Genomic DNA, 22,005 nt, shown 5'->3' on the forward strand with positions numbered 1-22,005 from the left:
GCTCCACCGCGGCATCCAGCGCGCCGACGGGTGGCCTCGAGCCGAGGCGCGCCCCTTGTCACACTTGCGGGCCGGGTGGGTGCTACGCCTGCAAGCCGGGCGGGCGCGGCCATCGATATCTGTTTCATCGTGTGGCCTATGCGCGGAGCACCCTCAGCCGAGGTTCCCGCTGCGCAGGGCCGCCGAAGTCATCACCGCGTGCCGTCTCGCGCCGTGGGAGGGCGCGGCTCTGCCGTAGGCTCCGATCAAAGATGAGGGGATGTCCAATGCCGAAGTGGCTGCTCGTGCCGATTCTCGCCGTCGCGAGTACCAGCGTCGCCATCGCCATGGTGGTCTCCGCGATTTGGCCGAAGTGGTCCCTGCCGGATGTGCCAACGTCAACGCTGATAGCCGTCGGTGCCGTCGCACTCCTCGCCATTTACGCCGTCGGCCAGCTCCTCAGCCGCACCCGACCGATCAGCCTGGGCTCGCGGCCTTCCCCACTAGCAGACGTCTCCTCCGCCGATGTCGACGCGCTGGCGAGGAACATGGCGGGGACCGGCGCGCAGTATCAGTTCTTCCTCAAGGCCCTCCTTCTGCCCAACGACGTGTTCTCTCGCATCAGTGAACGAGTCGAGCACGCATCACGCAGCGTGAAGACAACAGGGTCGTACTCAGTTGTCATCCCACCCCCACCGAAACCCACGCGACGGCAGCGCAAGGAGGCAGCCGCAGCACCAAGTGACTACCTGCTTCCGCTGTTCGTGCCTTCCAGGCACGAGATAACGAGCGGCCTGCGCATTGCTGATGGCGGCGGCAAGCGACTCTCAACGGTCGACTCCCGGCGGGTCGCTCTGTACATCGCGCTCTGCCTCCGCCACCTGCTTCGACCGCTCGGAAGGCGAACGCTCGAGCAGTACACGGACCCGTCCCATGGGTTGGAAAATGACCTACTCCGCACGCTCACCCGCACCGGCACCATCGAAGAGTCTGAAATCGACCGGCTCCGGACGGCTCTCGCGGCGCTCTGCGGTCGAGACGACACACTCGCGGACGTCGCGGCGAACGTTGTCGAGCTTGTGCTGCGACAGCAGGTGATCGCCGTTCCAGTTCCCCATGAAGACGTCGATGAGCGAGCGTGGCCGTGGACGCATCGGTTCACGGTGGAGTCCAGCGTCGTTGCAGTCAACGAGCTCCCCTCCCCTGGCACGCCGCGCCTTCAGCAGCGTCTCGTGCGACTACTCGACATGCTGCGACTCGGGCTCGGTGTCCCTCCCCTGAGGCTCTATCTCCTGCCGACGAACGCAGTCCGCACCCCGAGCTACCACGCGGAGCTCGCCGGTCCGGAAGGCACGTACTTCACAGACTTCAGCATCTACTCAGCGGACGCAACGAACGCCACCGGAGCCGACATCACCTACCAGGACCGTCGAGGCCAGCGACGGACGCATATCTACATCAGAAGTGTCGCGTGGGACCGAACACCCACGCTGGTCACCAGCTTCACCGAACGCGCTCCCGGAAGCTTCGCCAGCACCAGCATCACAAGCATTGTCGCCGCGATCATCCTTGGGCTGCTCAGCCACCACGAGCTTGAGCTCGCCGGCAAGGCGCTGCAACAAGCGTGGTTGCTCCCGTCCCTCCTTGCCGTGCCGGTCGCCGCCGTCGGCCTCGCCGGACTCGACGGTGGACGTGCTTCACGCCACCCGTCGCTGCTCTCGCGAGCGCTGAACCTCGGCACGGTCATGCTCTGCCTGACCGGTTTCGTCGCAGCGACACTGAACACTGGCTCGTTCACCACCCCTGATGTAGTGTGGGTCCTCCTTCGGGAAGCTATCGCCGCATTGGCGGTCGTGAGTACGCTGACGTTTGTCATGCGCCTCATCGTTGAGTTTTACTTCACGCGCAAGAGCGGCGAGAAGCGTTGAACAACCTGCAGGACATCGGAAGGAGCGACACCATGACGACGTTCTCCGTACGACGAGGTGAACCGATCAAGCAGAGCCGAGTCTGGGGACTGGGTGTGATCGTCGGCGACCGGCAAAAGACGGTCGTGCGCAACGAGGACCGCCCGCGAGTTCGCGCTGCCCTCGAGCAGGCTGCCGCATACAGCCGCCAACACGGTGAGGCCAGCAAGAAGCGATAGACGACACGCCGCTACCCCGCCTGACGGCAGTCGCATGCAACGCGGAGCATGACCTGCTGGATTGTGAGCTCACTAGGCGCCGGCCCGCTCGCAGTGCCGAAAAGATCGCGGGGCGCTGGCCCCGAGGCGCTGGCCGATTCCGGTCTTCGTCGCCTTCCGGTGCTCGGGACGCGGCCGTCGACACCGGCATCGGATCGAGGACGCTTCGGCGATGACGCGGCTCAGACGTGGCATGAGTCGTTGAGAATGCCGCACGACGTCTCGTTCGTGCAACACCGTGCGGCGAAGGCTCATTGGGCCTCGCAGCAAGGCATGCGCGGTAGAGCAGGGTCGCGTTCGCCAACCCGGTTCGGCTTCGCGCTGACCTCGACACGGACCAGCTCCGACCGCGAGTGGCTTGTCCCGGACAGGAACACGTCATGTCAGCCGATGCGGCCGCTCGTCCGTCGGAACCAGCCGACCGCAAAGTTCACGCAGGTCGCGGCACCGACCACGACAGCGACGACAGACCCGATGAATTTCCAGTCCGCTGTCGCGAGAAGACCCACTGACACTGGGGAGCTGAGGACCCCAATAGTGGCAGTGGCGACGGTCAGTCCCCACAGCCCGAGAAGCGGAATACGGAGAAGCGGGTCCGGCACCGCCGAGGAGTCCGCTCCCACGGCATCTTCGGCTGGTAGTGATGCTGTCGTGAGTACTAGCGCGGATGCTGTTTCGACCCAATCGGTGAACCAGGCTGTAGGCGGCGTTCCGTCGGAGGCAAGAAGTCGCTGGGCCCGCGCCTTCAGTAATGGCAGCAGGCGCACATCCCATGTACGCGCGGCGATCCGCTCTGATGCGCCGACCGGCTGCACCTCGAACCGGTTGCGGAGCAGTCGCTCGAGCCTGCGGGACGCCGTCATAACACGCTTTTCGAGGACCTCCGCTTCGACAGCGTCCCGCCGGCTGCGGCGGATGAGGTTCATATGAGCTCCGACTTGCAGGGTGAACTGCCACTCGAACGGCGCCCGCCGCCTCCATGCGCGCTGCTGCAACGCGACCGTGGATGCGAACCGGCTCGGCACTGGCGAGAAGCTCGGCACGGCACGGTGTACGGGCGCCGCGATGCGCCTCTGTGGAGCCGCGACGTGCGGCGAGTTACTCCGTTGTCAGAGGTGAATCATAGAGTTAGAATCTGATTCACAAGGAGGAACTGATGACCGTCAACGTCGCCAAAAGGATCGAACAACATCGCGCCGCACTCGGATGGAACCAGCGCGCAGCTGCCGGCCGTGCCGACATCTCACAGGCGACGTGGTCTCGCATCGAGAGCGGTGAGAAAGAACCAACGCTCGGACAGCTGTCCGCAATCGCCATCGCACTTGGCGTCACACTCGAGTCCCTGACCGATGCGAACCCGGTGCGGGAGCGGCTCCACCACGCTGCGCGCCTGAACAAGCGGAACCTCAGCGAAGAAGACCGCACCCAGCTCGAAGCGGCACAGGAGCGACTTCGATTCGTCATGGAGGTGAACGCGCACCTCCGTTACATCGGGGTGGGCATCCACCATGCTTGAGTGGGAAAGGCCAACCTCCCTCCGACGGGAGGACGCCACCGAGGCGGCCGGCCGCACCGCCGCTGAAGCCTTCCGCACGGAACATCAGCTCGGAGTCGCGCCCATCAAGGATGTGTCCGACCTCGTGGAGACGACGGTGAACGCTGATGTGACCATCGTCGAACTCCCCGCGTTCGTTGACGGCCTGATGCTCGTCGACGACGTCGCGAAGGCAACACTCATCGCCGTTGCCACGTCACACAACCCCGAGCGTCAACGGTTCTCCATCGCCCACGAACTTGGTCACAAAGTGTTCGGGGAGTTCACCGATCACACAGCCTCGAGCGACGACAGGGACCCTGAGGCCCGAGCACACGCGTTCGCCCGAAACCTGCTCCTCCCCGAAGCCGGGATTCCGGAGTTCTTCCAAACGACGACCGTGCGCGCGGGATCGGTCACCGAACGGGACTTGTCGAACCTTGTTGCCTTCTTCGAAGTGTCGGTCCAGGTCGCTGTTCTCCAGCTGCTTCTCACCTCATGGATCGACGAGGACACCGCGGACAGTTGGTGGCCCACCGAAGCGAGCTATCTCGCTCGACGGTACGGCTGGTCTGCGGAGCGTTCTGCCCGCGTCGTCGAATCATCCACTCAGCGTCCAGCGCGGCGAATGCTCGACAACGCCACGGAGGCATACGTAGACGATCTCCTCAGCATCGAAACGCTGGCGCACGTGGACGGCACAACCACTCCGGAACTCCTCCGAGCCGACCTCCAAGCCGCCGGCGTGCTCCGCCGTGACGTCACGCCCAGCCCGTTCGACCTCGACAGTCTTGACTGACGCAGCAACCCCGAAACCGTTCAACGCCTCCATCCTGGACACAGGCGCCAGCTTGAACTTCTTCGCAACAGGTCAAGCGGACCTGCTCATCAACGTGCTCGGGTCCCTGAGCGTGCAACTCCAGATGCCGGAAGACGTCATCCAGGAGATCCTGGACAAGGAGAGCGAAGACGCGCGGTTCCGTCGAGTGGACCGTCCGTTGAACTGGGCGCTACGTTCCGGCCACATTGAACGGCTCGACTCCCGATCAGGCATCGATCCGGACCTCGACCGGAACGTCGCCCGACTCACCGGCGTGCCCTGGGAACAACGTCAGGCTCGAGCGAAAGACCAGGGCGAACGGATGGTCATCGCACACGCCCGGACACGAGCAGGACGCGGCGAACAGATCATTGCGTTCATCGACGACAAGCCTGCGCAAGCGCTCGCTCATCGAAATGGTGTCAACTACACCGACACCCCTTCGATCCTCCGTCAGGGAGCTCGCCTCGGATTCATCGAGAACTGGGGCATCATGCGCGCCATGTACCTTCGAATGCGTCCCGAGGACGGAAGCAGGCAGCCGACGATCGACCACGGCCTACCGCGCCTGGACAACCCAGACCTTCAACGCAAACTGCGCGACCCAGCCATCTACGAAGAAGGCGCCGCCCGTCGCGCTGCACGACCCGGACCGCACACCGAAACCACCGGGTGACGTGCCGTTGCAACGGGTGCAACACGTCGGCTGACCCGTCGATGTGATCACTGCAGGCGCGACAGTCCGAAGTTCTTCTCGGAGACGCTCGCCCCAGCTACTCCTTCGGTGCGTTGTTCACCGGCCGAGCAACCGGTGCCGGCGAGATACCCGACGGCGCGGTCGGACCAGTCGGAAGCACGACACGCGCCTGCGGCGCGGCCGCACCCCGCGCCCCCTCAGACACCCGCCCCGTTCGCGCACCGAAGTGCCCTGTCGCACCAGCGCCATGGGTAAGCGAATTCGAGCCGTCGTTTTCAGCCATCTTGCTTCTCCTGCAGTTCAGTTGCTGTGTAAGAAGGTTCCAGAAACTCAACGATGTGCTCGTCGCTGATCCTCAACCACAATCCTGCCGTACCAGGCAGCGGACCAGCGAACGAACCGTCATCCTTCATCTCGTACTGGTGACTCAGGTAGAGGTCTCGGGGCTCCGGATAGGTGCTTACGTACGACCCCGGACCGAAGAACCCGCCGACGAAGCGCCCGTCCGTGAGCCGCACACGGACGAGCCGCTGCGACGGATTCGTCGCTGCCCAGTCCCACGCCGTTGGAACGGAGTCGTAGTACACCATTCGGTGGAGCCGTACAGGCATCCGCCGTCTGATCTGTTGCAGACGTCGGGTCACGCGCCCTACTTGCGCGCCCGCACCCTCGCGGAACGCTTCGTTTCGTTGAAGCCGCAACGGGCTGTAGCGAAGCGCGGCTAGGAAAGCGGGCACACAGATCGCCCCAACGAGAACAGCAAGTCCAACCGGAATTGGCGCTCCGATGACAACCTCGGAACCCGAGATCGTCACCACTGAGGTGAGCCAGGTACCGACGGCAACAAGGTAGACGGCGTCGAGTGAAACGCTAATGACAAGGGCTTGCGCGATACGCGCATCAAGAGTCAGGTCGTCGTACTGAAAGCCTCGCAGGCCGCGACGAACCAGGCCGTACACCAGCCCCGGTATGAGCATCACGACGATGACTGCAACACCGAACGCGGAAGTCGGCAAAGGCATTACGGACCCCCTCCCCCGACGACATGACGCCGAACCACCAGACTACTGGGAAGCCCAACGGCGCCGAACCCGTCCGCAGTTCAGCTGCGACGGTTACGGAGTTGCTGCAGTCCCAACATCCGTGACCTCCCGGCGTCGCCGCATCGACATGAGCATGACCGGCGGGGCAACACTCACGAAAGCCCTCTGGGAATCCCGAGGGCCTTCAGCGACAGGTTCAAGGGCCTGCCCCCTGTCAGTAGGTGGCCGAGATGGCAAACTCCGGACCACCCAGTCACGGTCATCTGATCGCGTTGCGTTCGTGGCACGGCGACGACAGGTTGGAACGTTGGGCGCGCACAGGCGCCGTCGAATGCTGACACTGCCAACGAAGGCCCCCGGGGAATCCCCGGGGGCCTTCGTTGCGGGCTTCACGAGTTCCGTGAATCTCTTCATCTAGTTCCGTGAATCGCCCTGTGGCGGTACCGGTGGGATTTGAACCCACGGTGGAGTTGCCCCCACACATGTTTTCGAGACATGATCCTTCGGCCGCTCGGACACGGTACCGGGAAAGACTTTACACGATCCGGGAGGCCCGTGATGACACCCCGGGTCGGATCGCCCTCCACAGGCGGTCACCTGCAGGGCTCTCCCCCCACCCACAGGTCCCCCTCGTCTCCGGCAAGACCGGCGGGCGTACCGTCCACGGCATGAGAACCCGCACGCTCATCGCACTCCTCACCTCCGTCGTCGGCAGCCTCGGCGTCGTCGGCGCCGCAGCCGTCGGTGCCCGCGCCGGCGTGAAGGGCCAACGGGCGGCGGCGCAACGGGTCGTCGACATGCTCCCGATCCACGCCGACTGGTGGCGGGAACGACAGCAGCACGAGGGGCAGCTGCTCTACGTTGCGATCGGTGACTCGGCAGCGCAGGGCGTCGGCGCAACCGCCCCCGGCCGCGGCTACGTGGGGCTCCTGACCCGGCGCATCCGGCACCGCTCGCACATGTCCGTGCGGGTGGTGAACCTCAGCGTCTCCGGTTCGACCACGTGGGGCGCAAAGCGTGATCAGCTGCCGAAGCTGCGGCACTACGCGCCCGACGTCTGCACGGTGTCGATCGGGGCGAACGACATCGCCGACTTCGACCCGGACAAGTTCGAGCGGAACATCCGGGCGATCTACGGCGCGGTGCCCTCGCATGCCGTGGTGGCCGAGTTGCCGTGCATGTTCGTGCCGGACCGGGAGCGCAAGGTGGCGGTGGCGAACGAGATCGTGCACCGGGTGGCCGACGAGTTCGGGCTGACGGTGGCGCCGCTGCACACCATCACGAAGCGCGTCGGTGTCCGCCGCACCTTCTTCAACAGCTACGGCGACCTGTTCCACCCGAACGACCGCGGGTACGAGGTCTGGGCGAGCGCGTTCGAGCCGGCGGTCGACGCCAGGGTCGACACCGTGGCGGCGATCCGGCACTACCTGTCCGTGCGCGAGGCCGAGAACCTCGGTCGCGAAGCCGGCGCGGTCGCGAACGCCCGCGCCGAGCAGGACACCGACGGCGCCGAAGCGCTCGACCACGCCTCACGGCAGGCTCCGGGACCGGTCGAGCGCCTGCGCCACCGGATGACGGGGTCCATCGCGGTCCCCGACGACGGCGACGAGTCGGGCGGACACGGCGGACCGGACGAGCCGGGCGACCGCGCCGGTGATGTCGGCCGTACGGCCTAGCCTCGACGACATGGCGCGCCCGCAGTCCCTCTACCGTTGCACCGAGTGCGGCTGGACCAGCATCAAGTGGGTCGGCCGGTGCGGTGAGTGCCAGACCTGGGGCACCGTCGAAGACAGCTCTGCGGCGTCGGCGAGCACCCGGGGCACGTCCGCGGTCGCCGTCACCGGCGCCCGGGCCGCACGACCGATCACCGAAGCCCGCGGCACCTCGGTGCAGCGTTGGCAGACCGGCATCGGCGAGTTCGACCGCGTCCTCGGCGGCGGCGTGGTGCCGGGTGCGGCCGTCCTGCTGAGCGGCGAGCCGGGTGTCGGGAAGTCGACCCTGCTGCTCGAGGTGGCCTCGCGAGCCGCGGCCTCGGGCAAGCGCGTCCTCTACGTCAGCGCCGAAGAGTCCGTCGACCAGGTCCGGCTCCGTGCCGAACGCACCGGGGCGATGCACGACGACCTGTACCTGGCGAGCGAAGTGGACCTCGGCGTCATCATCGGCCAGATCGACCAGGTGCAGCCCGACCTGCTCATCGCCGACTCCGTGCAGACCATCTCGTCGAGCTCGATCGACGGCATCGCGGGTGGCACGTCCCAGGTGCGCGAGGTCGCCTCGACCCTGATCCGCATCGCGAAGGACCGCGCCCTGCCCGTCCTCATCGTCGGCCACGTCACGAAGGACGGCACGATCGCCGGCCCGCGGCTGCTCGAGCACCTGGTCGACGTCGTCTGCCACTTCGAGGGCGACCGGCAGACCGCCCTGCGCTTCGTCCGGGCGCTCAAGAACCGCTTCGGCCCCACCGACGAGGTCGGGTGCTTCGACATGGGCGGCGACGGCATCCACGAGGTCCCCGACCCCAGCGGCCTGTTCATGTCGAAGAACACCACCCCGGTGTCCGGCACCTGCGTCACCGTCGCACTCGAAGGGCGTCGAGCACTGCCGGTCGAGGTGCAGGCCCTCATCGTCCCGAGTTCCGCGCCGCAGCCACGCCGGGTCGTGAACGGTGTCGATGCCTCGCGCGTGGCGATGCTGCTCGCGGTCCTCGAACGACGCGCCGGCCTGAAGCTGTCCGACGCCGATGTCTACGTGTCCACGGTGGGCGGCATGAAGCTCACCGAGCCCGGCGCCGACCTGGCGATCGCGCTGGCCCTCGCGAGCGCCGCACGAGACCGTCCGTACCCGCACACGCTCGCAGCCGTGGGCGAGATCAGCCTCGCCGGCGAGATCCGTCCGGCCACGGGCACGAAGCAGCGCGTGAACGAGGCCACCCGCCTCGGGTTCACCACGGTGCTCGGCTCGGACTCCGGGCACCTGCGCGAGGCCCTGCGGGTGGCCTTCTCGATGACGCAGTCCCCGCGGGAACGCGAGCTCGACCGCGCGTTCTGAGGCGCTACGCGCGCAAAGCGGCCAGCAGGTCCGCCGGTGCGGCCTGCATGGTGTGCGGGCCGGCGATGTCGAAGAACACGCCCTCGAGCATGTCGAGGTGGGCGGCCAGGAACTCCTCCAGCCGCGGCCCGTCGTAGACCATCACCTGCCGGATCTTCTCGTCCGGCACCATCGCCGTGTAGGCGTCCGCCGACGAGAACAGCAGCAGGATGCGCTTGTCCGACCCCTCACGGCCGAACACCCGCACCTGCATGTCCTTCTTGCCGGTGACGAGCCGGGGGACGATCACGATGTCGTGGCGGAGCGCGAACGCCACCGCGGCGACGTCCTGCTTCGCGAGGGCTTCCTCGAGCTGTTCGCTGCGGAAGCGCTGTTCCTTGTCTGCCATCAGCTCAATTCCACCAGATTTTCGACGTTCCGGGACGCACGGGTAGCCAGTCGGCCCAGAGCACGCTAGCCTGATGGAACCGCTTCGGCGGCGCTCAACGTCCGGGCGAGGTGGTTTGCCCCTCAACCCGGGCCCCAGGGTCACTGGCCGACAGGCCTGACCCCGAACCCGTCCCGCCGGCACCTGCCCGCGTGGCGCATTACCCCCGTCGACGTACGTCGGGGTCTCCGTCGGTGCATCTGCACCTTGGCGGAAGCAAGAAAGCTAAGGAAACGCCATCATGGCATCTACCGGTACCGTCAAGTGGTTCAATAACGAAAAGGGCTTCGGCTTCATCGCCCCGGACGACGGCAGCGCTGACGTCTTCGCGCACTTCTCTGCGATTGCTGGCAACGGCTACAAGTCGCTCGAGGAGAACCAGAAGGTGGAGTTCGACATCACCGAGGGCCGCAAGGGCCCGCAGGCGGAGAACATCACCGTCCTCGGCTGATCACATCAGCTTGAACAGGCCCCGTCGTCTTCGGACGACGGGGCCTGTTGCTGTTCCCGGCGCCCCTGATCGGCACGGCGCAGCCGGAAGGGAACGGACCGCGAACCGCGAACCGCGAACCGCGAACCCGCCGCCTACTGCAGGATGAACTGCACCGAGCTCTTCGACTCGAGGTTCCCGACGGCGACCTGCAGGTGGTAGCTCGCTCCCCCGGCGGTGACGGCCGGCCGTGACGAGTCGCACGTCGACGTGGACGAGCGGGTGCGGTCCCACGCGATCGCGGGGGTCGTGAGCGTCTGCCCGGACTTGATCGTGACGTCCTGGTTCGTGCCGCCGGTCTGGCAGTCCTTCGACGACCAGTACTGCTCCTGGCCCGAGCTGATCGTCAGCACCTGCTGCGCCGAACCGAGGTCCAGGTGGCAGGAGTTCGTGCCGGAGTTCTTGATCGACATCGCGATCTTCGGGTCCTCGGTGGGGCCGTACGCCGACTTGTCGAGCACCGGGGTCAGGACGATCTGGTCCTTCGTGCAGGTCGAGCCGTCGGCAGCAGCGGGCTTCGTCGCAGCAGCCGAGGCGGACGGCTTCGGCGCCGCAGACCGCGAGGACCCAGAACCGGAACCGGAACCGGCAGACCCGGCAGACGACGCACCGGCACCAGACCCGGCGCCGGCAGAGGCCGACGCGCTCGGCGCCGCCGGCGTGGCCCCGTTCCCCCGCCCGACGACGATGAGCACCACGACCAGGACGACGACCAGCAGCGCCCCGAGCACGAGCGCCCGGCGACGCCAGTAGACGACCGGCTTCTCGGGTCCGACGGGGTGACGCAACGACGACATGCGCACAGGGTAGACAACGGCGCGGGCCACGCACGGCCACCCCGCCGGGCGGCACGAGAAAGCGTCAGAGGTTCTTCAGCATGCGGGTGTTGCCGAGGGTGTTCGGCTTGACCCGGGCGAGGTCGAGGAACTCCGCAACCCCTTCGTCCGACGAGCGGACCAGTTCGGCGTAGACCTCCGGCGGGACGACGCTCTCGCCGATCTCCAGGTACCCGTGCTTCGTGAAGAAGTCGACCTCGAAGGTCAGGCAGAAGATCCGGGCGACGCCGAGTTCGCGGGCGTCGTGTTCGAGCGCCTCGAGCATCCGGTGCCCGACGCGCTTGTGGATCCACTGCTCGTCGAGGGCCAGGGTGCGGACCTCGGCGATGTCCTCCCAGAAGACGGCGAGCGCGCCGCACCCGATGGGGGTGCCGTCGGGACCCTCGGCGATCCGGAACTGCTGGATCGAGCCGTACAGGGCGACGTTCTCCTTGCCGAGCAGGATGCGCCGGTCGACGTAGGGGGCGATGAGTCGCTGGATGTGCGGGACGTCCGAGGCGAGCGCCGGACGCACGAGGATCCCGTGGTCGTCGCGCTCGTGGAACGCGTGCTTCCCGTGCTCTGTCATCCGCCCCACACTACTGGTGTCGCAGGGGGACAGCGCTGCTGAGTGCCGCCCAGGTCGATCAGCCTACCGTCCGGTACATGCCTCAGATCATCGAAACCGTCGACGTCAACGTCCCCGTCCGCCCGGCCTACGACCAGTGGACCCGCTTCGAGGAGTTCCCGCACTTCCTCGACGAGGTCGAGAAGATCGTCCAGGTGGACGACAAGACCACCGACTGGACCGTGAAGGTCGCCGGCCAGGAGCGCGAGTTCCGTGCCGTGATCACCGAGCAGCACCCCGACGAGCGTGTCGCGTGGACCGTGAAGGACGGCGACACCGACCACGCCGGTGTCGTCACCTTCCACAAGCTCTCGGACGACGAGACGCGCGTCACCGTGCAGATCGACTGGGAGCCGTCCGGCTTCCTCGAGAAGCTCGGCTCCGCCGTGGGCGTCGGCGGCCACGCCGTCAAGAAGGACCTGCAGAACTACAAGGAGCGCGTCGAGAACGCGCCGACCCAGCCGGGCTGGCGCGGCGACGTGCAGGCGTAGTCCGCACCACACGACGGACGGGAGGCGCGGNNNNAGCTGGCACCGCGCCTCCCGTTCGTCGTCCCCCGTTCGGCATCCCCCCATCGAAATGCCGACCTGACGAGCGAGCGCGAGCCTGGCAGAGTGGTGACACCGGCTGACGCGCTGGATCAGTTTTATCATGTCTGAGACAGATGTGAGAGTGGGGACACGTGATCGAGTACAACGACGACGACGCACACCGTCGGGAACTGTCGCGCAAACTGCAGCTCCTGATGGACGTCGTCGAGGCCAACTCGGGTCAGCGACCCCCGTACAAGGAGATCGCCGCCGAGATCGAGGCGCAGGGTGCGTCGATGAGCCGACCGCGCTGGGGCTACATGCTCGGCGGCAACGGTCCGGCCGTCCGTGACCAGCGACTCCTGGCGGCCCTGGCGGCCTACTTCGGCGTCCCGGCGGAGTACCTGACCGACGCCGCCGGCAACACGGACGTGCCCGAGCGGGTGCAGGCGCAGCTCGAACTCGTGCTCGAACTGCGCAAGCGCGAGGTCGTGGCGTTCGCCACCCGGCGTCTGGGTGAGTTCGCCTCGGCGGACGAGATCCGCGACTTCACCGACCACCTGCGTCGGCTCGACGAGTCGGGCGGCACCCCGTGAGCGGGTACCGCGACCGGTTCGGCGCCCTGCGCCGGCAGACCGAAGCCCGTCGTCGCGTGCAGCGTCTCGGGCTCCCCCGCCGGCTGACCCTGCCGGAACTGACCGCGCGGGCCGAGGCGGCGCTCGGCAAGCCCATCCACGTGCGCACCACCGCGCTGCCGGGCGACCTGTCCGCGCGGCTCATCCAGCGCACCGACCACGCCCTGCTCGAGACCCGCCCCGGGCTGTCCGAGCGCTCCCGGGTCGCCTGCGTGCTGCACGAGCTCGCCCACGTGTTCATGGACGACACCGGCTGCGACCACCAGGCGTACACGGGGCTGCTCACCGGCCGAACGGCGTTCACCCGTTCGCTGGACACCCCGCACGAGCAGGCCGTCGAACTCGTCGCCGACCAGCTCGCGCTGCGGATCGGGCTGCTCGACCCCGAGGGTCACCCCGGGATCTTCCGGTGATGCGATGACACTGCACGTCTGGGGATCGATCCCGGTCTGGCTCATCCTGGCGGTCCTGGTCGTCCGGCTGTTCCTCGTGCGCACCCAGTCGGCCAGCGTCACCTGGCTGATGGTCTGCTGCAGCTGTGTCGCGGTGGGGCTCACGATCAATCAGCCCGACGTCACCACGTTCCTCGCCGGCGTGACGAACGTGCCGAACATCGCCGACCTGATCGGCCGCTGCCTGATGGTGTGCGGCATGTTCGCCCTCGCGCAGTCGGTCGAGGCAGCGGCGCGCTCCGCCAAGCTCCTGTGCGCCAGCCGCATCATCGGCTGCGTGCTCGTGCTCGTCGCCCTCGTCGTGCTGTTCAGTCGCATCGACGCACCGACCCCGACGGCACAGTTCATGGTGGTCTACGGCGACCAGCTGCCGACCGCGCTGTACTCCGCCGTCGAGATGACCTACATCGCCATCGTCATCGCCCGGTCCGCCGTCGCCGTGCTGCGCGGGTTCCGGAGCGGGGACGGACTCGGCCGCCTGTACTGGCTCTTCGTCGTCGGCGCCGCCGGGCTGGTGCTGCTCGCCGGCATCGCGATCGCCCTGGACGCCGTGCACGTCGCCGGCGCCGACGGCGCGGTGGGGGTGCTGTCGAAGCTCTACACGCCGGTGTTCCTCGGCTCGATGGTCCTGCTCGCCATCGGTGCGGCCGGCGGTGTGCTGCCCGACGCCGCTCGGGAGTTCCGCGACTGGCGGGCCGCCCGACTCCGGTTCCGCGCCCTCGAGCCGGAACTCCGTCGGCTCGAGACGGCTTCGGGCAACACCGGGCTCTACTTCACGATCGTGTGGCAGCGTCGCCAGTGGCGGAGCCGGCAGCACCGGCTCTCCGTCGAGATCGAAGACCGCGCGCGCGAGGCCGGGCAGGCAGTGCCGGCCGCTGCGACGCTCACCACGGCACGACTCAGGGAGATCACATGACCGGCGCACGCATCACGGCACTCGGCACCGCAGCGGGGGCGGTCGGCACGCTCGGCCTCAGCGCCTTCGTCGCACGGCGGCTGCTGTTCCCCACGCCCTACACGGCGACCGCCACGGTCCGCAGTGCCACGGACACCGAGGTCGAGCTCACCGCCACCCGCGACACCCGCCTGCCGGGCACCTACGACCTGCAGCGGGACGGTACCCGGGTGCAGGTCGGCGCGATCACCACCGCGAGCGCCGAGGACGGGGCCAGCGGCGACGGCGACACCGTCCGACGCAGTGCGACCGGCCCCGTGCCGACCGGCGAGTGGGCCTGGGACGCCATGCGGTACGACGGACCGGACGACGTGCCCGGCACCGAGCCCGAGGCCCCCACGACCCACGTGGTCCACGTGCACGGACAGTCCCTCGGCCCGCGCCAGGTGCTGCGGGGCGTCGGGGTCTGGCGTTCGCTCGGCGCCTCGTCCGAGGTCATCGACACCACCGACCTGCCGCTCCGCTCCCTCGATGCCGGGGCCGCCGAGCGCATCGTCGCCGCCGTCCGCGCCGCCCGTGCCCGCGGTGCCCGGCGCGTCGTCCTGCAGGGCTGGTCCGCCGGAGCCCTCGCCTGCTCCGTCGCCGCCGGCCGGGTGGACGTCGACGGGATCGTCGCCGTCTCCCCGCTGCTCGACGTCGCCTCGGCACTCCGCGGCGCCGTCCGTGGTGCACGCCTGCCCGCCTTCGTCGGGACCGTCGCCGGCCGCATCGCGACCACGAACGTGCTGTCCCGTCTCGCCGGGGCCTCGACGCCCGTCACGACGACGACCTGGCAGGACTCCGCGACGCCGACGCTGCTCATCCACTCCGAGGCGGACGCCCTGGTCGCCGCCGACGACGTCGTCACGGTGGCTGCACGGTCGGGCGTCACCACCCTCGCCTTCCGCACGGCTCCGCACACGCTGGAGTGGAACGAGGACCCGGAGCGCTGGGAGCGCGCCGTCCGCGACTTCGCCGCACAGCTGCCCGACGCCGCCTGACGCGGCGGACGCCCGCCCGGTCGACCGGCACCGCCCCTGAAACGTGCAACGGCCCCGGTCTGCGAACAGACCGGGGCCGGCTGCGTCTCGACCCGTTGGGGGGAACCGGTCGAGCGCGACGCGCGAGGAGTTGGGGGGAACGTCTCGCGCGTTGCCACAACAGTACCCCCGGACGGGGGCCGATGGGCGCACGACGCGCAGATCGGCGGGTGGAGATCTGGACGCGACCCGAGAACGGACAGGAGGCCCGGTGCCAGCTGGCACCGAGCCTCCTGTTCGTGGAGTGTCAGGTCCTAGGACTCGATCTCGCCCTGGGGCGCGTCGGTCGCGGCCTCGACCGCGGCTGCACCGGCGAGGACCTCTTCGCGGCCCGGCTGACGCCCGGTCTCGAAGTGGAACGCACCGTCGACGAAGTCGACCTTCACGTGGTCACCGGCGTTGAGCTCACCCTGCAGGATGTGCTCGGACAGCTGGTCCTCGACCTCGTGCTGCATCGCGCGACGCAGGGGCCGAGCACCGAGGGACGGGTCAAACCCGACCTTGATGAGCTGCTCCTTGGCCGGCAGCGTGAGCTCGACGGTCATGTCGCGGTCGAGCAGGCGGTCGGCCAGACGCTTCACGAACAGGTCCACGATCTGCAGCAGCTCGGGCTGCGACAGCTGCGGGAACACGATCGTGTCGTCGACACGGTTCAGGAACTCGGGCTTGAAGTGCTTCTTGAGCTCCTCGTTGACCTTGCCGCGCATGCGGTCGTAGCCGACGGCCGAGTCACCCTCGACCTGGAAGCCCACCGGGCCACCGGCGATGCCCTGCGAACCGAGGTTCGTGGTCATGATGATGACGGTGTTCTTGAAGTCGACCACGCGGCCCTGACCGTCGGTGAGACGGCCTTCCTCGAGCACCTGCAGCAGCGAGTTGAAGATGTCCGGGTGGGCCTTCTCGATCTCGTCGAACAGGACCACGGAGAACGGCTTGCGGCGCACCTTCTCGGTGAGCTGGCCGCCCTCTTCGAACCCGACGAACCCGGGAGGGGCACCGAACAGGCGGGACACGGTGTGCTTCTCACCGAACTCCGACATGTCGAGGGAGATCAGCGCACCCTCGTCGTCGAACAGGAACTCGGCGAGTGCCTTGGCCAGCTCGGTCTTCCCGACGCCCGTGGGGCCGGCGAAGATGAACGAGCCGGAGGGACGGTTCGGGTCCTTCAGGCCGGCACGGGTGCGGCGGATGGTCTTGGACAGGGCCGAGATGGCCTCTTCCTGACCGATGACGCGCTCGTGCAGTGCCTTCTCCATGAAGACGAGACGCGAGGTCTCCTCTTCGGTGAGCTTGAACACCGGGATGCCCGTGGCCTGCGCCAGGACCTCGGCGATGATGCCCTCGTCGACGGTGCCGGACGCGGCCACGTCACCGGCACGCCACTGCTTCTCGAGGCGGAGACGCTCGCCGAGGAGCTTCTTCTCCTCGTCGCGCAGGCTCGCGGCCTTCTCGAAGTCCTGCTCCTCGATGGCGGCTTCCTTCGACCCGCGGACCGTCGAGATCTTCTCGTCGAACTCGCGGAGCTCCGGCGGCGCCGACAGGATCGACAGACGCAGGCGGGCGCCGGCCTCGTCGATCAGGTCGATGGCCTTGTCGGGCAGGAAGCGGTCCTGCACGTAGCGGTCCGCCAGGTTCGCCGCGGCGACGATCGCACCGTCGGTGATGGACACCTTGTGGAACGCCTCGTACTTGTCGCGCAGACCCTTGAGGATGTTGATCGCGTGGGGCAGCGACGGCTCGTTGACCTGCACCGGCTGGAAGCGACGCTCGAGTGCGGCGTCCTTCTCGAAGTGCTTGCGGTACTCGTCGAGCGTGGTGGCGCCGATGGTCTGGAGCTCACCGCGGGCCAGCAGCGGCTTGAGGATCGACGCGGCGTCGATCGCGCCCTCGGCTGCACCGGCACCGACGAGCGTGTGGATCTCGTCGATGAAGACGATGATGTCGCCGCGGGTGCGGATCTCCTTCGTGACCTTCTTCAGACGCTCCTCGAAGTCACCGCGGTAGCGGGACCCGGCGATGAGCGACCCGAGGTCGAGCGAGTAGAGCTGCTTGTCCTTCAGCGTCTCGGGCACGTCGCCCTTGACGATCGCCTGGGCGAGGCCCTCGACGACAGCGGTCTTGCCGACGCCGGGCTCACCGATCAGGACGGGGTTGTTCTTGGAGCGGCGGGAGAGGATCTGCATGACCCGCTCCATCTCCTTCTCGCGCCCGATGACGGGGTCGAGCTTGCCGTCACGCGCGGCCTGGGTGAGGTTCCGACCGAACTGGTCGAGGACCTGCGAACCCTGCTGCGCGTTCTGCTGCTGCTCGCCGCCGACGGCGACCGCTTCCTTGCCCTGGTAGCCGGACAGGAGCTGGATGACCTGCTGGCGCACCCGGTTCAGGTCGGCGCCGAGCTTCACGAGGACCTGGGCTGCGACACCCTCGCCCTCGCGGATCAGGCCGAGCAGGATGTGCTCCGTGCCGATGTAGTTGTGGCCGAGCTGCAGCGCCTCGCGCAGGGACAGCTCGAGCACCTTCTTGGCGCGCGGCGTGAACGGGATGTGCCCGGTCGGCTGCTGCTGGCCCTGCCCGATGATGTCCTGGACCTGCTCGCGCACGGCGTCGAGCGAGATGCCCAGCGACTCCAGCGCCTTGGCAGCGACGCCCTCGCCCTCGTGGATGAGGCCGAGGAGGATGTGCTCGGTGCCGATGTAGTTGTGGTTGAGCATCTTCGCTTCTTCTTGAGCGAGGACGACAACACGACGGGCCCGGTCGGTGAATCTCTCGAACATGTGCTCTCCCTTGGCCCCTGATGAGCGGAGCCGACGCTGTGCCGGTCTCGTGTGAGTCCGGCCAAGTACTTCGAGAGTAACCAGCGCTCCCCCCGCGGGCTGCCCCTGTTCGCCGTGGGCGTGACCGACGTGCGTCTTGTGCGCAGTGAGCGAACGAGGAGACGGACCGGGCCCCGCCGCCGGTACCGAACCGACGCGCCAGCGGCGGGTCCGCCGTACAGACGGGAGGCCCGTGGCGATCCCGCCACGGGCCTCCCGTGTGCGCTGTGGCCGCGCTGGGTCAGGCGCGCCGCACCGCGCGACGCAGGTCGCGTCGGAAGCGACGCGGGTCGACGCCGAGGGCGTCGAGGGCGTCGAGGGCGTCGAGGACGTCGTGCGCCGATCCGGCGAGCGGGTCGTCGACGGCGGCGAGCACGACGTGCGGCGGCCGGATGCGTTCCGATCGACCGGCGATCGTCGCGGCTCGGGCGAGCACGCGCATCGCGGCGGGCGTGCAGGCGACCCGGTCGTGCTCGCCGGGGCAGGTGGTGTGCGCCCCGACGAACGCGCGGATGCTCGCCCGGACGGCGTCGGGCGAGACCCGGTGGGCGTCGAGGACCGGCCGGAAGCGGGGCATGCCGGCACACAGGGTGACGGCCGCGAGGAGCAGGTGCTCGGCGTCGACGAACCCGAAGCCGGACTCGTGGGATTCGAGGTCGGCGAGCAGCACGATCTCGCGGCCGTGCCGGACGGAAGGGAGGGCGACGGAGAGCTGAGCGGTCTGCATGTATTCAGAATATCGCATACCTGTTCGATCGACCAGCCCGCATCGGAGGTCCGCTCGGTACGATCCGCTCATGGAGCAGCCCGTCGTCGGCCTCGTCGTCCACCCGACCAAGAACGTGCAGGAGTCCGTCACGACCCTGCAGCGCTGGAACGCGTCCGGCCAGGGCGAACTGCTCGCCCGCCGCGCGGACGCCCAGCGCATCGGTGGCGGGGTCGAGGTGGTCGACGACGACGACTTCACCGACCGCGTCGACCTGGTCGTGGCGCTCGGCGGCGACGGCACCATGCTCGGCGCGATGCGGCTCGTGGCGAGCCGCCCCGTGCCCGTCCTCGGCGTGAACTACGGCAACGTCGGGTTCCTGGTCGAGATCGAACCGCCCGAACTCGAGAGCGCGCTCGACCGGTTGTCCGCCGGCGAGTACCAGCTCGAGCCGCACCACGCGCTCGAGGCCCGGCTGTCCTGGGGCGGCGCTCGCACCGACTACCTGGCGTTCAACGACCTGACCATCGTGCGGCGGCCCGGCTCCGGGCAGGTCTCGGCCGACCTGAGCGTCGGCGGCCTCGGGTACGGGTACTACCGCGCCGACGCCATCGTGGCCGCCACTCCGGCGGGCTCCACCGCGTACAACTACGCCGCCGGCGGCCCGGTGCTCTCCCCCGCACTCTCCGGCTCCGTGGTGACCCCGGTCGCGCCGATGGCGGGGATCGACCGCTCCGTGGTGCTCTCCGCGCGCGAGCGCTACCGCTTCGACATCGCCGAGGGCACCAGGAGCGCAGCGCTCGAGGTCGACGGGCTCGTGGTCGGCGAGGTCGCGACCGGGGCGCAGATCGACATGCGACTCCGCAAGGACGCCGGCAGCGTGGTGCGCCTCGATGCCGAGCGGCACGGGCGCACCGGCCGCGTGAAACTCAGCCTGCTCGACCTGCCGGTGCGGCCCGACCAGCTGGTCGAGCTCATCCCGAGCGACCTGCGGCAGAAGCTCCGGCGCGAGATCGACGACTGACACCGCGGGCGGGTGCCCCGGGCACGTGAATGGCCCGCTCGAGCAGTGCTCGAGCGGGCCGTCCCATCACCCCACCGGATCGTCTTCCCACAGAACGACCCGGTTTCCCCGCGCCGACACGGGTGAGCGTGCCGGCCGAAGTCCACTGACCTAGTCGGTCAGGTACAGCTGCATGTCCTGCGAGACCGCCTTGGCGAACAGGCGCAGCTTGGCGCGCGACTCCACCCGGCTGACGGCCTGGCGGGTCGTGTGCACGATCTTCGAGATCTCGTCGAGCGTCATCGGCTTGTCGTCGTCCAGGCCGTAGCGCATGCGGATGACGTTGGCCTCGTCGCTCGGCAGCTCGGAGACGATGGAGCGGATGTCGCGGTGCAGCAGCGTCGTCTCGGTGAGCTCGTTCGGGCTGGCGGCGTCCTCGTCCTCGATGAAGTCACCGAGTTCGCTGTCGTCCGAGTCGCCGACGACCGTGTGGATCGAGACCGGCTCGTGCGAGCGGCCCTTGAGGTCGACGAGCTCCTCGACGCTCATGCTCAGCTCGGCCGCGACCTCTTCCGGCATCGGCGCGCGGCCGAGGTCGACGGTCAGGTCACGCTCGGTGCGCGAGATCTTGTTGATGAGCTCGACGGTGTGCACCGGGATGCGGATCGTGCGCGCCTTGTCGGCGAGACCACGCGAGATCGCCTGGCGGATCCACCAGGTGGCGTAGGTCGAGAACTTGTAGCCCTGCGTGAAGTCGAACTTCTCGACCGCACGGACCAGGCCGAGGTTGCCTTCCTGGATGACGTCCATGAAGGGCAGGCCGCGCTGCGAGTACCGCTTGGCGATGCTCACGACGAGGCGGAGGTTCGAGGTGATCATGCGCTCCTTGGCGCGCTCACCGTCGCGGACGAGCCAGCGGAGTTCACGCTGCAGGGTCTTCGCCAGACCCTTCTCGGTGGCGAGCTTCTCTTCGGCGAAGAGCCCGACCTCGATGCGGCGGGCGATCTGCGCTTCTTCCTCGGCGGTGAGGAGCGAGAGACGGCCGATGTGACGGAGGTAGTCGCCGACCTGGTCGACCGAGGCACCGCGGACACCGGCGAGCTGCTCGTCGGCCTCGACCTCGGTGTCGAGGGAGGTGGTGGCGGACTCGGCGGTCGCGGTCTTCGATGCCGATGCCTTCTTGGTGGCGGTGCGGCGGGTGGTGCTGGGTGCAGCCGTTGCGATCGTCATGGTGTTTCTCCCTGCGTTCGACGGTGATGGCTTCGTGGGGTGGTACCGGGGGGTGCTGATGAGTAAAGCGGCCCGGAGGTGTACCCCACAAATCGTTCGGAGCGATTCTCAGGGATCTCCGTGCTTCACCCTCGGCAGCATCCCCAGCGGGGTACAGCACACCGCCAGTCTGGTCCCCCATCAGGCCCCGGATCAAGCCGGAACTGCCGTGTTTCCGGCGTTGCAGACGTGTTTCACCAGCGTTTCCAACCGTGTACCCCGAGCGACTGCGTACTCCGGACATGCAAAAGGGGTACGTGCGACCCGATCAGTGCGATCTGGTCGTCGTACCCCGAACAAGGGATGGGTGGGGGTCACCAGGAGGGTTCGAGCCACCCGTCCCGGCGCTTGGACACCTCGAGGTCGGCGTCTCGGTCGAACTCGTCGTACTCGCTCTCGATGTCCCCGACGAGGCTGCGGCCCGTGAAGGGATGTGCGGTGGTTGCCATGCGGACGATGCTCACCCCGGCACGCGTCGGCGAGGTGAACGGTGTGTGACGGTCCGTCGGCGCTCAGACGTCGAGGTCGTCGACGTCGCCCTCGTCGTCGAGGGCTCCACCGTCGGCGACGCCGGTGGCTCCGCCGGGTCCGTCCGTGCCGTTCGGCGCGCCGGATGTGCCCGACACCCGGTGGCCGAAGGCGTCCTCCACGTCGAGGTCGTCGAGGTCGTCGACGGGATCGGGGGAGGTCGGCATGCGCGACAGGATCACACCGCGCGGTGAACACGGGGTGAAGTGGATCGTGCGCGGGCGGCTACTCGCCGGGGGTCGGAGCCGGCGCGGGACGACCGTGCTCGCGCTCGAAGCGGGCGCGCTCTTCGGCCTCGACCTTGGCGTACGCAGCGCGCTCGGTCCGGTCGGCACGCATGATCGCGCGCATCACGAACCAGAAGATCAGGCCGACGACGATGGTCGGCGTCAGGGCGAAGACGATCCCGCTTACGACTCCATCAGGCAC

At 68.2% G+C, this 22,005-nt stretch carries 25 protein-coding genes and 1 tRNA gene; 14 read left to right on the forward strand and 12 right to left on the reverse strand.

From position 1 onward, the window contains the following. The first annotated feature begins 266 nt into the window (after positions 1 to 266). Both H489_RS30735 and H489_RS37785 read left to right on the forward strand, forming a co-directional pair. A complete protein-coding gene (locus tag H489_RS30735) occupies positions 267 to 1,907 on the forward strand; it encodes a hypothetical protein (protein ID WP_017887655.1) in 1,641 nt (546 codons plus the stop codon). Between the two features lie 32 nt (positions 1,908 to 1,939). After that, a complete protein-coding gene (locus H489_RS37785; RefSeq protein ID WP_139179565.1) occupies positions 1,940 to 2,125 on the forward strand; it encodes a hypothetical protein in 186 nt (61 codons plus the stop codon). Between the two features lie 422 nt (positions 2,126 to 2,547). Here H489_RS37785 and H489_RS37790 read toward each other — a convergent pair whose 3' ends face one another. Continuing rightward, entirely contained in the window at positions 2,548 to 3,090 is a 543-nt protein-coding gene (locus H489_RS37790; protein ID WP_139179566.1) for a hypothetical protein, read from the reverse strand. A 230-nt stretch (positions 3,091 to 3,320) separates the two neighbouring features. Here H489_RS37790 and H489_RS36950 point away from each other — a divergent pair, with 230 nt between their 5' ends. Genes H489_RS36950 through H489_RS37795 form a run of 3 tightly spaced genes read left to right on the forward strand, consistent with a single transcriptional unit; the run spans position 3,321 to position 5,194 of the window. Next, entirely contained in the window at positions 3,321 to 3,680 is a 360-nt protein-coding gene (locus H489_RS36950) for a helix-turn-helix transcriptional regulator (RefSeq protein WP_031260028.1), read from the forward strand. Further along, the gene (locus H489_RS30745) at positions 3,673 to 4,497 is read left to right on the forward strand and encodes an ImmA/IrrE family metallo-endopeptidase (RefSeq protein WP_017887656.1); all 825 of its coding nucleotides are present in this window, start codon (positions 3,673 to 3,675) and stop codon (positions 4,495 to 4,497) included. The genes H489_RS36950 and H489_RS30745 overlap by 8 nt, the downstream gene beginning before the upstream one ends. Positions 4,498 to 4,549: 52 nt before the next feature. Then, positions 4,550 to 5,194 (forward strand): hypothetical protein, encoded by a 645-nt coding sequence (locus tag H489_RS37795; RefSeq protein WP_139179567.1) that lies wholly within the window; start codon positions 4,550 to 4,552, stop codon positions 5,192 to 5,194. Between the two features lie 296 nt (positions 5,195 to 5,490). Here the strand turns inward: H489_RS37795 and H489_RS37800 are convergent, their stop codons facing one another. Together H489_RS37800 and H489_RS30760 are read right to left on the reverse strand one after the other, a co-directional pair. Further along, on the reverse strand, positions 5,491 to 6,237 hold the full coding sequence (locus H489_RS37800; protein ID WP_139179568.1) for a DUF6338 family protein: 747 nt from the start codon (positions 6,235 to 6,237) through the stop codon (positions 5,491 to 5,493). 456 nt (positions 6,238 to 6,693) lie between these two features. Continuing rightward, positions 6,694 to 6,783, reverse strand: a tRNA-Ser gene (locus H489_RS30760). A 143-nt stretch (positions 6,784 to 6,926) separates the two neighbouring features. On the opposite strand from H489_RS30760, the gene H489_RS0119455 reads away from it, so the two are divergent. Further along, entirely contained in the window at positions 6,927 to 7,934 is a 1,008-nt protein-coding gene (locus H489_RS0119455; RefSeq protein ID WP_017887659.1) for an SGNH/GDSL hydrolase family protein, read from the forward strand. Between the two features lie 10 nt (positions 7,935 to 7,944). Continuing rightward, entirely contained in the window at positions 7,945 to 9,306 is a 1,362-nt protein-coding gene (gene radA, locus H489_RS30765; protein WP_017887660.1) for a DNA repair protein RadA, read from the forward strand. 4 nt (positions 9,307 to 9,310) lie between these two features. Here radA and H489_RS30770 read toward each other — a convergent pair whose 3' ends face one another. Further along, positions 9,311 to 9,694 (reverse strand): SseB family protein, encoded by a 384-nt coding sequence (locus H489_RS30770; protein ID WP_017887661.1) that lies wholly within the window; start codon positions 9,692 to 9,694, stop codon positions 9,311 to 9,313. 280 nt (positions 9,695 to 9,974) lie between these two features. Here H489_RS30770 and H489_RS30775 point away from each other — a divergent pair, with 280 nt between their 5' ends. Beyond that, entirely contained in the window at positions 9,975 to 10,184 is a 210-nt protein-coding gene (locus tag H489_RS30775) for a cold-shock protein (protein WP_017887662.1), read from the forward strand. 134 nt (positions 10,185 to 10,318) lie between these two features. Here the strand turns inward: H489_RS30775 and H489_RS38310 are convergent, their stop codons facing one another. Both H489_RS38310 and H489_RS30785 read right to left on the reverse strand, forming a co-directional pair. Then, the gene (locus tag H489_RS38310) at positions 10,319 to 11,020 is read right to left on the reverse strand and encodes a hypothetical protein (RefSeq protein ID WP_017887663.1); all 702 of its coding nucleotides are present in this window, start codon (positions 11,018 to 11,020) and stop codon (positions 10,319 to 10,321) included. Positions 11,021 to 11,084: 64 nt separating this feature from the next. Then, positions 11,085 to 11,627 (reverse strand): amino-acid N-acetyltransferase, encoded by a 543-nt coding sequence (locus H489_RS30785; protein WP_017887664.1) that lies wholly within the window; start codon positions 11,625 to 11,627, stop codon positions 11,085 to 11,087. A 77-nt stretch (positions 11,628 to 11,704) separates the two neighbouring features. Here H489_RS30785 and H489_RS30790 point away from each other — a divergent pair, with 77 nt between their 5' ends. From H489_RS30790 to H489_RS30810, 5 genes are all read left to right on the forward strand, one after another. Beyond that, positions 11,705 to 12,157: an SRPBCC family protein gene (locus H489_RS30790; protein WP_017887665.1), complete on the forward strand. Its 453-nt coding sequence runs from the start codon at positions 11,705 to 11,707 to the stop codon at positions 12,155 to 12,157. Positions 12,158 to 12,348: 191 nt separating this feature from the next. Continuing rightward, positions 12,349 to 12,792: a hypothetical protein gene (locus H489_RS30795; RefSeq protein ID WP_017887666.1), complete on the forward strand. Its 444-nt coding sequence runs from the start codon at positions 12,349 to 12,351 to the stop codon at positions 12,790 to 12,792. After that, the gene (locus H489_RS30800; protein WP_017887667.1) at positions 12,789 to 13,244 is read left to right on the forward strand and encodes a hypothetical protein; all 456 of its coding nucleotides are present in this window, start codon (positions 12,789 to 12,791) and stop codon (positions 13,242 to 13,244) included. Before H489_RS30795 ends, H489_RS30800 begins: the two co-directional genes overlap by 4 nt. A gap of 4 nt (positions 13,245 to 13,248) precedes the next feature. Continuing rightward, positions 13,249 to 14,199 (forward strand): hypothetical protein, encoded by a 951-nt coding sequence (locus H489_RS30805; RefSeq protein ID WP_017887668.1) that lies wholly within the window; start codon positions 13,249 to 13,251, stop codon positions 14,197 to 14,199. Beyond that, on the forward strand, positions 14,196 to 15,218 hold the full coding sequence (locus H489_RS30810) for a hypothetical protein (RefSeq protein ID WP_017887669.1): 1,023 nt from the start codon (positions 14,196 to 14,198) through the stop codon (positions 15,216 to 15,218). The genes H489_RS30805 and H489_RS30810 overlap by 4 nt, the downstream gene beginning before the upstream one ends. Before the next feature lie 293 nt (positions 15,219 to 15,511). On the opposite strand, the gene H489_RS30815 is transcribed toward H489_RS30810, so the two are convergent. Both H489_RS30815 and H489_RS30820 read right to left on the reverse strand, forming a co-directional pair. Next, a complete protein-coding gene (locus tag H489_RS30815; RefSeq protein ID WP_040419836.1) occupies positions 15,512 to 18,031 on the reverse strand; it encodes an ATP-dependent Clp protease ATP-binding subunit in 2,520 nt (839 codons plus the stop codon). A 280-nt stretch (positions 18,032 to 18,311) separates the two neighbouring features. Further along, the gene (locus tag H489_RS30820; protein ID WP_017887671.1) at positions 18,312 to 18,797 is read right to left on the reverse strand and encodes a Clp protease N-terminal domain-containing protein; all 486 of its coding nucleotides are present in this window, start codon (positions 18,795 to 18,797) and stop codon (positions 18,312 to 18,314) included. A 70-nt stretch (positions 18,798 to 18,867) separates the two neighbouring features. Between H489_RS30820 and H489_RS30825 the strand changes: the two genes are divergently transcribed. Further along, a complete protein-coding gene (locus H489_RS30825) occupies positions 18,868 to 19,800 on the forward strand; it encodes an NAD(+)/NADH kinase (RefSeq protein WP_017887672.1) in 933 nt (310 codons plus the stop codon). A gap of 150 nt (positions 19,801 to 19,950) precedes the next feature. Here the strand turns inward: H489_RS30825 and H489_RS30830 are convergent, their stop codons facing one another. From H489_RS30830 to H489_RS30840, 4 genes are all read right to left on the reverse strand, one after another. Then, complete coding sequence (locus H489_RS30830) at positions 19,951 to 21,009, reverse strand: sigma-70 family RNA polymerase sigma factor (protein WP_017887673.1); 1,059 nt, start codon at positions 21,007 to 21,009, stop codon at positions 19,951 to 19,953. A 353-nt stretch (positions 21,010 to 21,362) separates the two neighbouring features. After that, entirely contained in the window at positions 21,363 to 21,497 is a 135-nt protein-coding gene (locus H489_RS38760) for a hypothetical protein (protein ID WP_258320880.1), read from the reverse strand. 63 nt (positions 21,498 to 21,560) lie between these two features. Further along, the gene (locus H489_RS30835) at positions 21,561 to 21,743 is read right to left on the reverse strand and encodes a hypothetical protein (RefSeq protein ID WP_139179570.1); all 183 of its coding nucleotides are present in this window, start codon (positions 21,741 to 21,743) and stop codon (positions 21,561 to 21,563) included. Between the two features lie 58 nt (positions 21,744 to 21,801). Next, complete coding sequence (locus H489_RS30840; RefSeq protein ID WP_017887676.1) at positions 21,802 to 22,005, reverse strand: hypothetical protein; 204 nt, start codon at positions 22,003 to 22,005, stop codon at positions 21,802 to 21,804.

Source organism: Curtobacterium flaccumfaciens UCD-AKU, from assembly GCF_000349565.1.
Lineage (GTDB): Bacteria > Actinomycetota > Actinomycetes > Actinomycetales > Microbacteriaceae > Curtobacterium > Curtobacterium poinsettiae.

What these genes read in the sequence shown, in the direction of transcription:
- H489_RS30735 (WP_017887655.1), top strand. Translation starts at nt 267, where the DNA reads ATGCCGAAGTGGCTGCTCGTGCCGATTCTCGCCGTCGCGAGTACCAGC.
- H489_RS37785 (WP_139179565.1), top strand. Translation starts at nt 1,940, where the DNA reads ATGACGACGTTCTCCGTACGACGAGGTGAACCGATCAAGCAGAGCCGA.
- H489_RS37790 (WP_139179566.1), bottom strand. Translation starts at nt 3,090, where the DNA reads ATGAACCTCATCCGCCGCAGCCGGCGGGACGCTGTCGAAGCGGAGGTC.
- H489_RS36950 (WP_031260028.1), top strand. Translation starts at nt 3,321, where the DNA reads ATGACCGTCAACGTCGCCAAAAGGATCGAACAACATCGCGCCGCACTC.
- H489_RS30745 (WP_017887656.1), top strand. Translation starts at nt 3,673, where the DNA reads ATGCTTGAGTGGGAAAGGCCAACCTCCCTCCGACGGGAGGACGCCACC.
- H489_RS37800 (WP_139179568.1), bottom strand. Translation starts at nt 6,237, where the DNA reads ATGCCTTTGCCGACTTCCGCGTTCGGTGTTGCAGTCATCGTCGTGATG.
- H489_RS0119455 (WP_017887659.1), top strand. Translation starts at nt 6,927, where the DNA reads ATGAGAACCCGCACGCTCATCGCACTCCTCACCTCCGTCGTCGGCAGC.
- radA (WP_017887660.1), top strand. Translation starts at nt 7,945, where the DNA reads ATGGCGCGCCCGCAGTCCCTCTACCGTTGCACCGAGTGCGGCTGGACC.
- H489_RS30770 (WP_017887661.1), bottom strand. Translation starts at nt 9,694, where the DNA reads ATGGCAGACAAGGAACAGCGCTTCCGCAGCGAACAGCTCGAGGAAGCC.
- H489_RS30775 (WP_017887662.1), top strand. Translation starts at nt 9,975, where the DNA reads ATGGCATCTACCGGTACCGTCAAGTGGTTCAATAACGAAAAGGGCTTC.
- H489_RS38310 (WP_017887663.1), bottom strand. Translation starts at nt 11,020, where the DNA reads ATGTCGTCGTTGCGTCACCCCGTCGGACCCGAGAAGCCGGTCGTCTAC.
- H489_RS30785 (WP_017887664.1), bottom strand. Translation starts at nt 11,627, where the DNA reads ATGACAGAGCACGGGAAGCACGCGTTCCACGAGCGCGACGACCACGGG.
- H489_RS30790 (WP_017887665.1), top strand. Translation starts at nt 11,705, where the DNA reads ATGCCTCAGATCATCGAAACCGTCGACGTCAACGTCCCCGTCCGCCCG.
- H489_RS30805 (WP_017887668.1), top strand. Translation starts at nt 13,249, where the DNA reads ATGACACTGCACGTCTGGGGATCGATCCCGGTCTGGCTCATCCTGGCG.
- H489_RS30810 (WP_017887669.1), top strand. Translation starts at nt 14,196, where the DNA reads ATGACCGGCGCACGCATCACGGCACTCGGCACCGCAGCGGGGGCGGTC.
- H489_RS30815 (WP_040419836.1), bottom strand. Translation starts at nt 18,031, where the DNA reads ATGTTCGAGAGATTCACCGACCGGGCCCGTCGTGTTGTCGTCCTCGCT.
- H489_RS30820 (WP_017887671.1), bottom strand. Translation starts at nt 18,797, where the DNA reads ATGCAGACCGCTCAGCTCTCCGTCGCCCTCCCTTCCGTCCGGCACGGC.
- H489_RS30825 (WP_017887672.1), top strand. Translation starts at nt 18,868, where the DNA reads ATGGAGCAGCCCGTCGTCGGCCTCGTCGTCCACCCGACCAAGAACGTG.
- H489_RS30830 (WP_017887673.1), bottom strand. Translation starts at nt 21,009, where the DNA reads ATGACGATCGCAACGGCTGCACCCAGCACCACCCGCCGCACCGCCACC.
- H489_RS38760 (WP_258320880.1), bottom strand. Translation starts at nt 21,497, where the DNA reads ATGGCAACCACCGCACATCCCTTCACGGGCCGCAGCCTCGTCGGGGAC.
- H489_RS30835 (WP_139179570.1), bottom strand. Translation starts at nt 21,743, where the DNA reads ATGCCGACCTCCCCCGATCCCGTCGACGACCTCGACGACCTCGACGTG.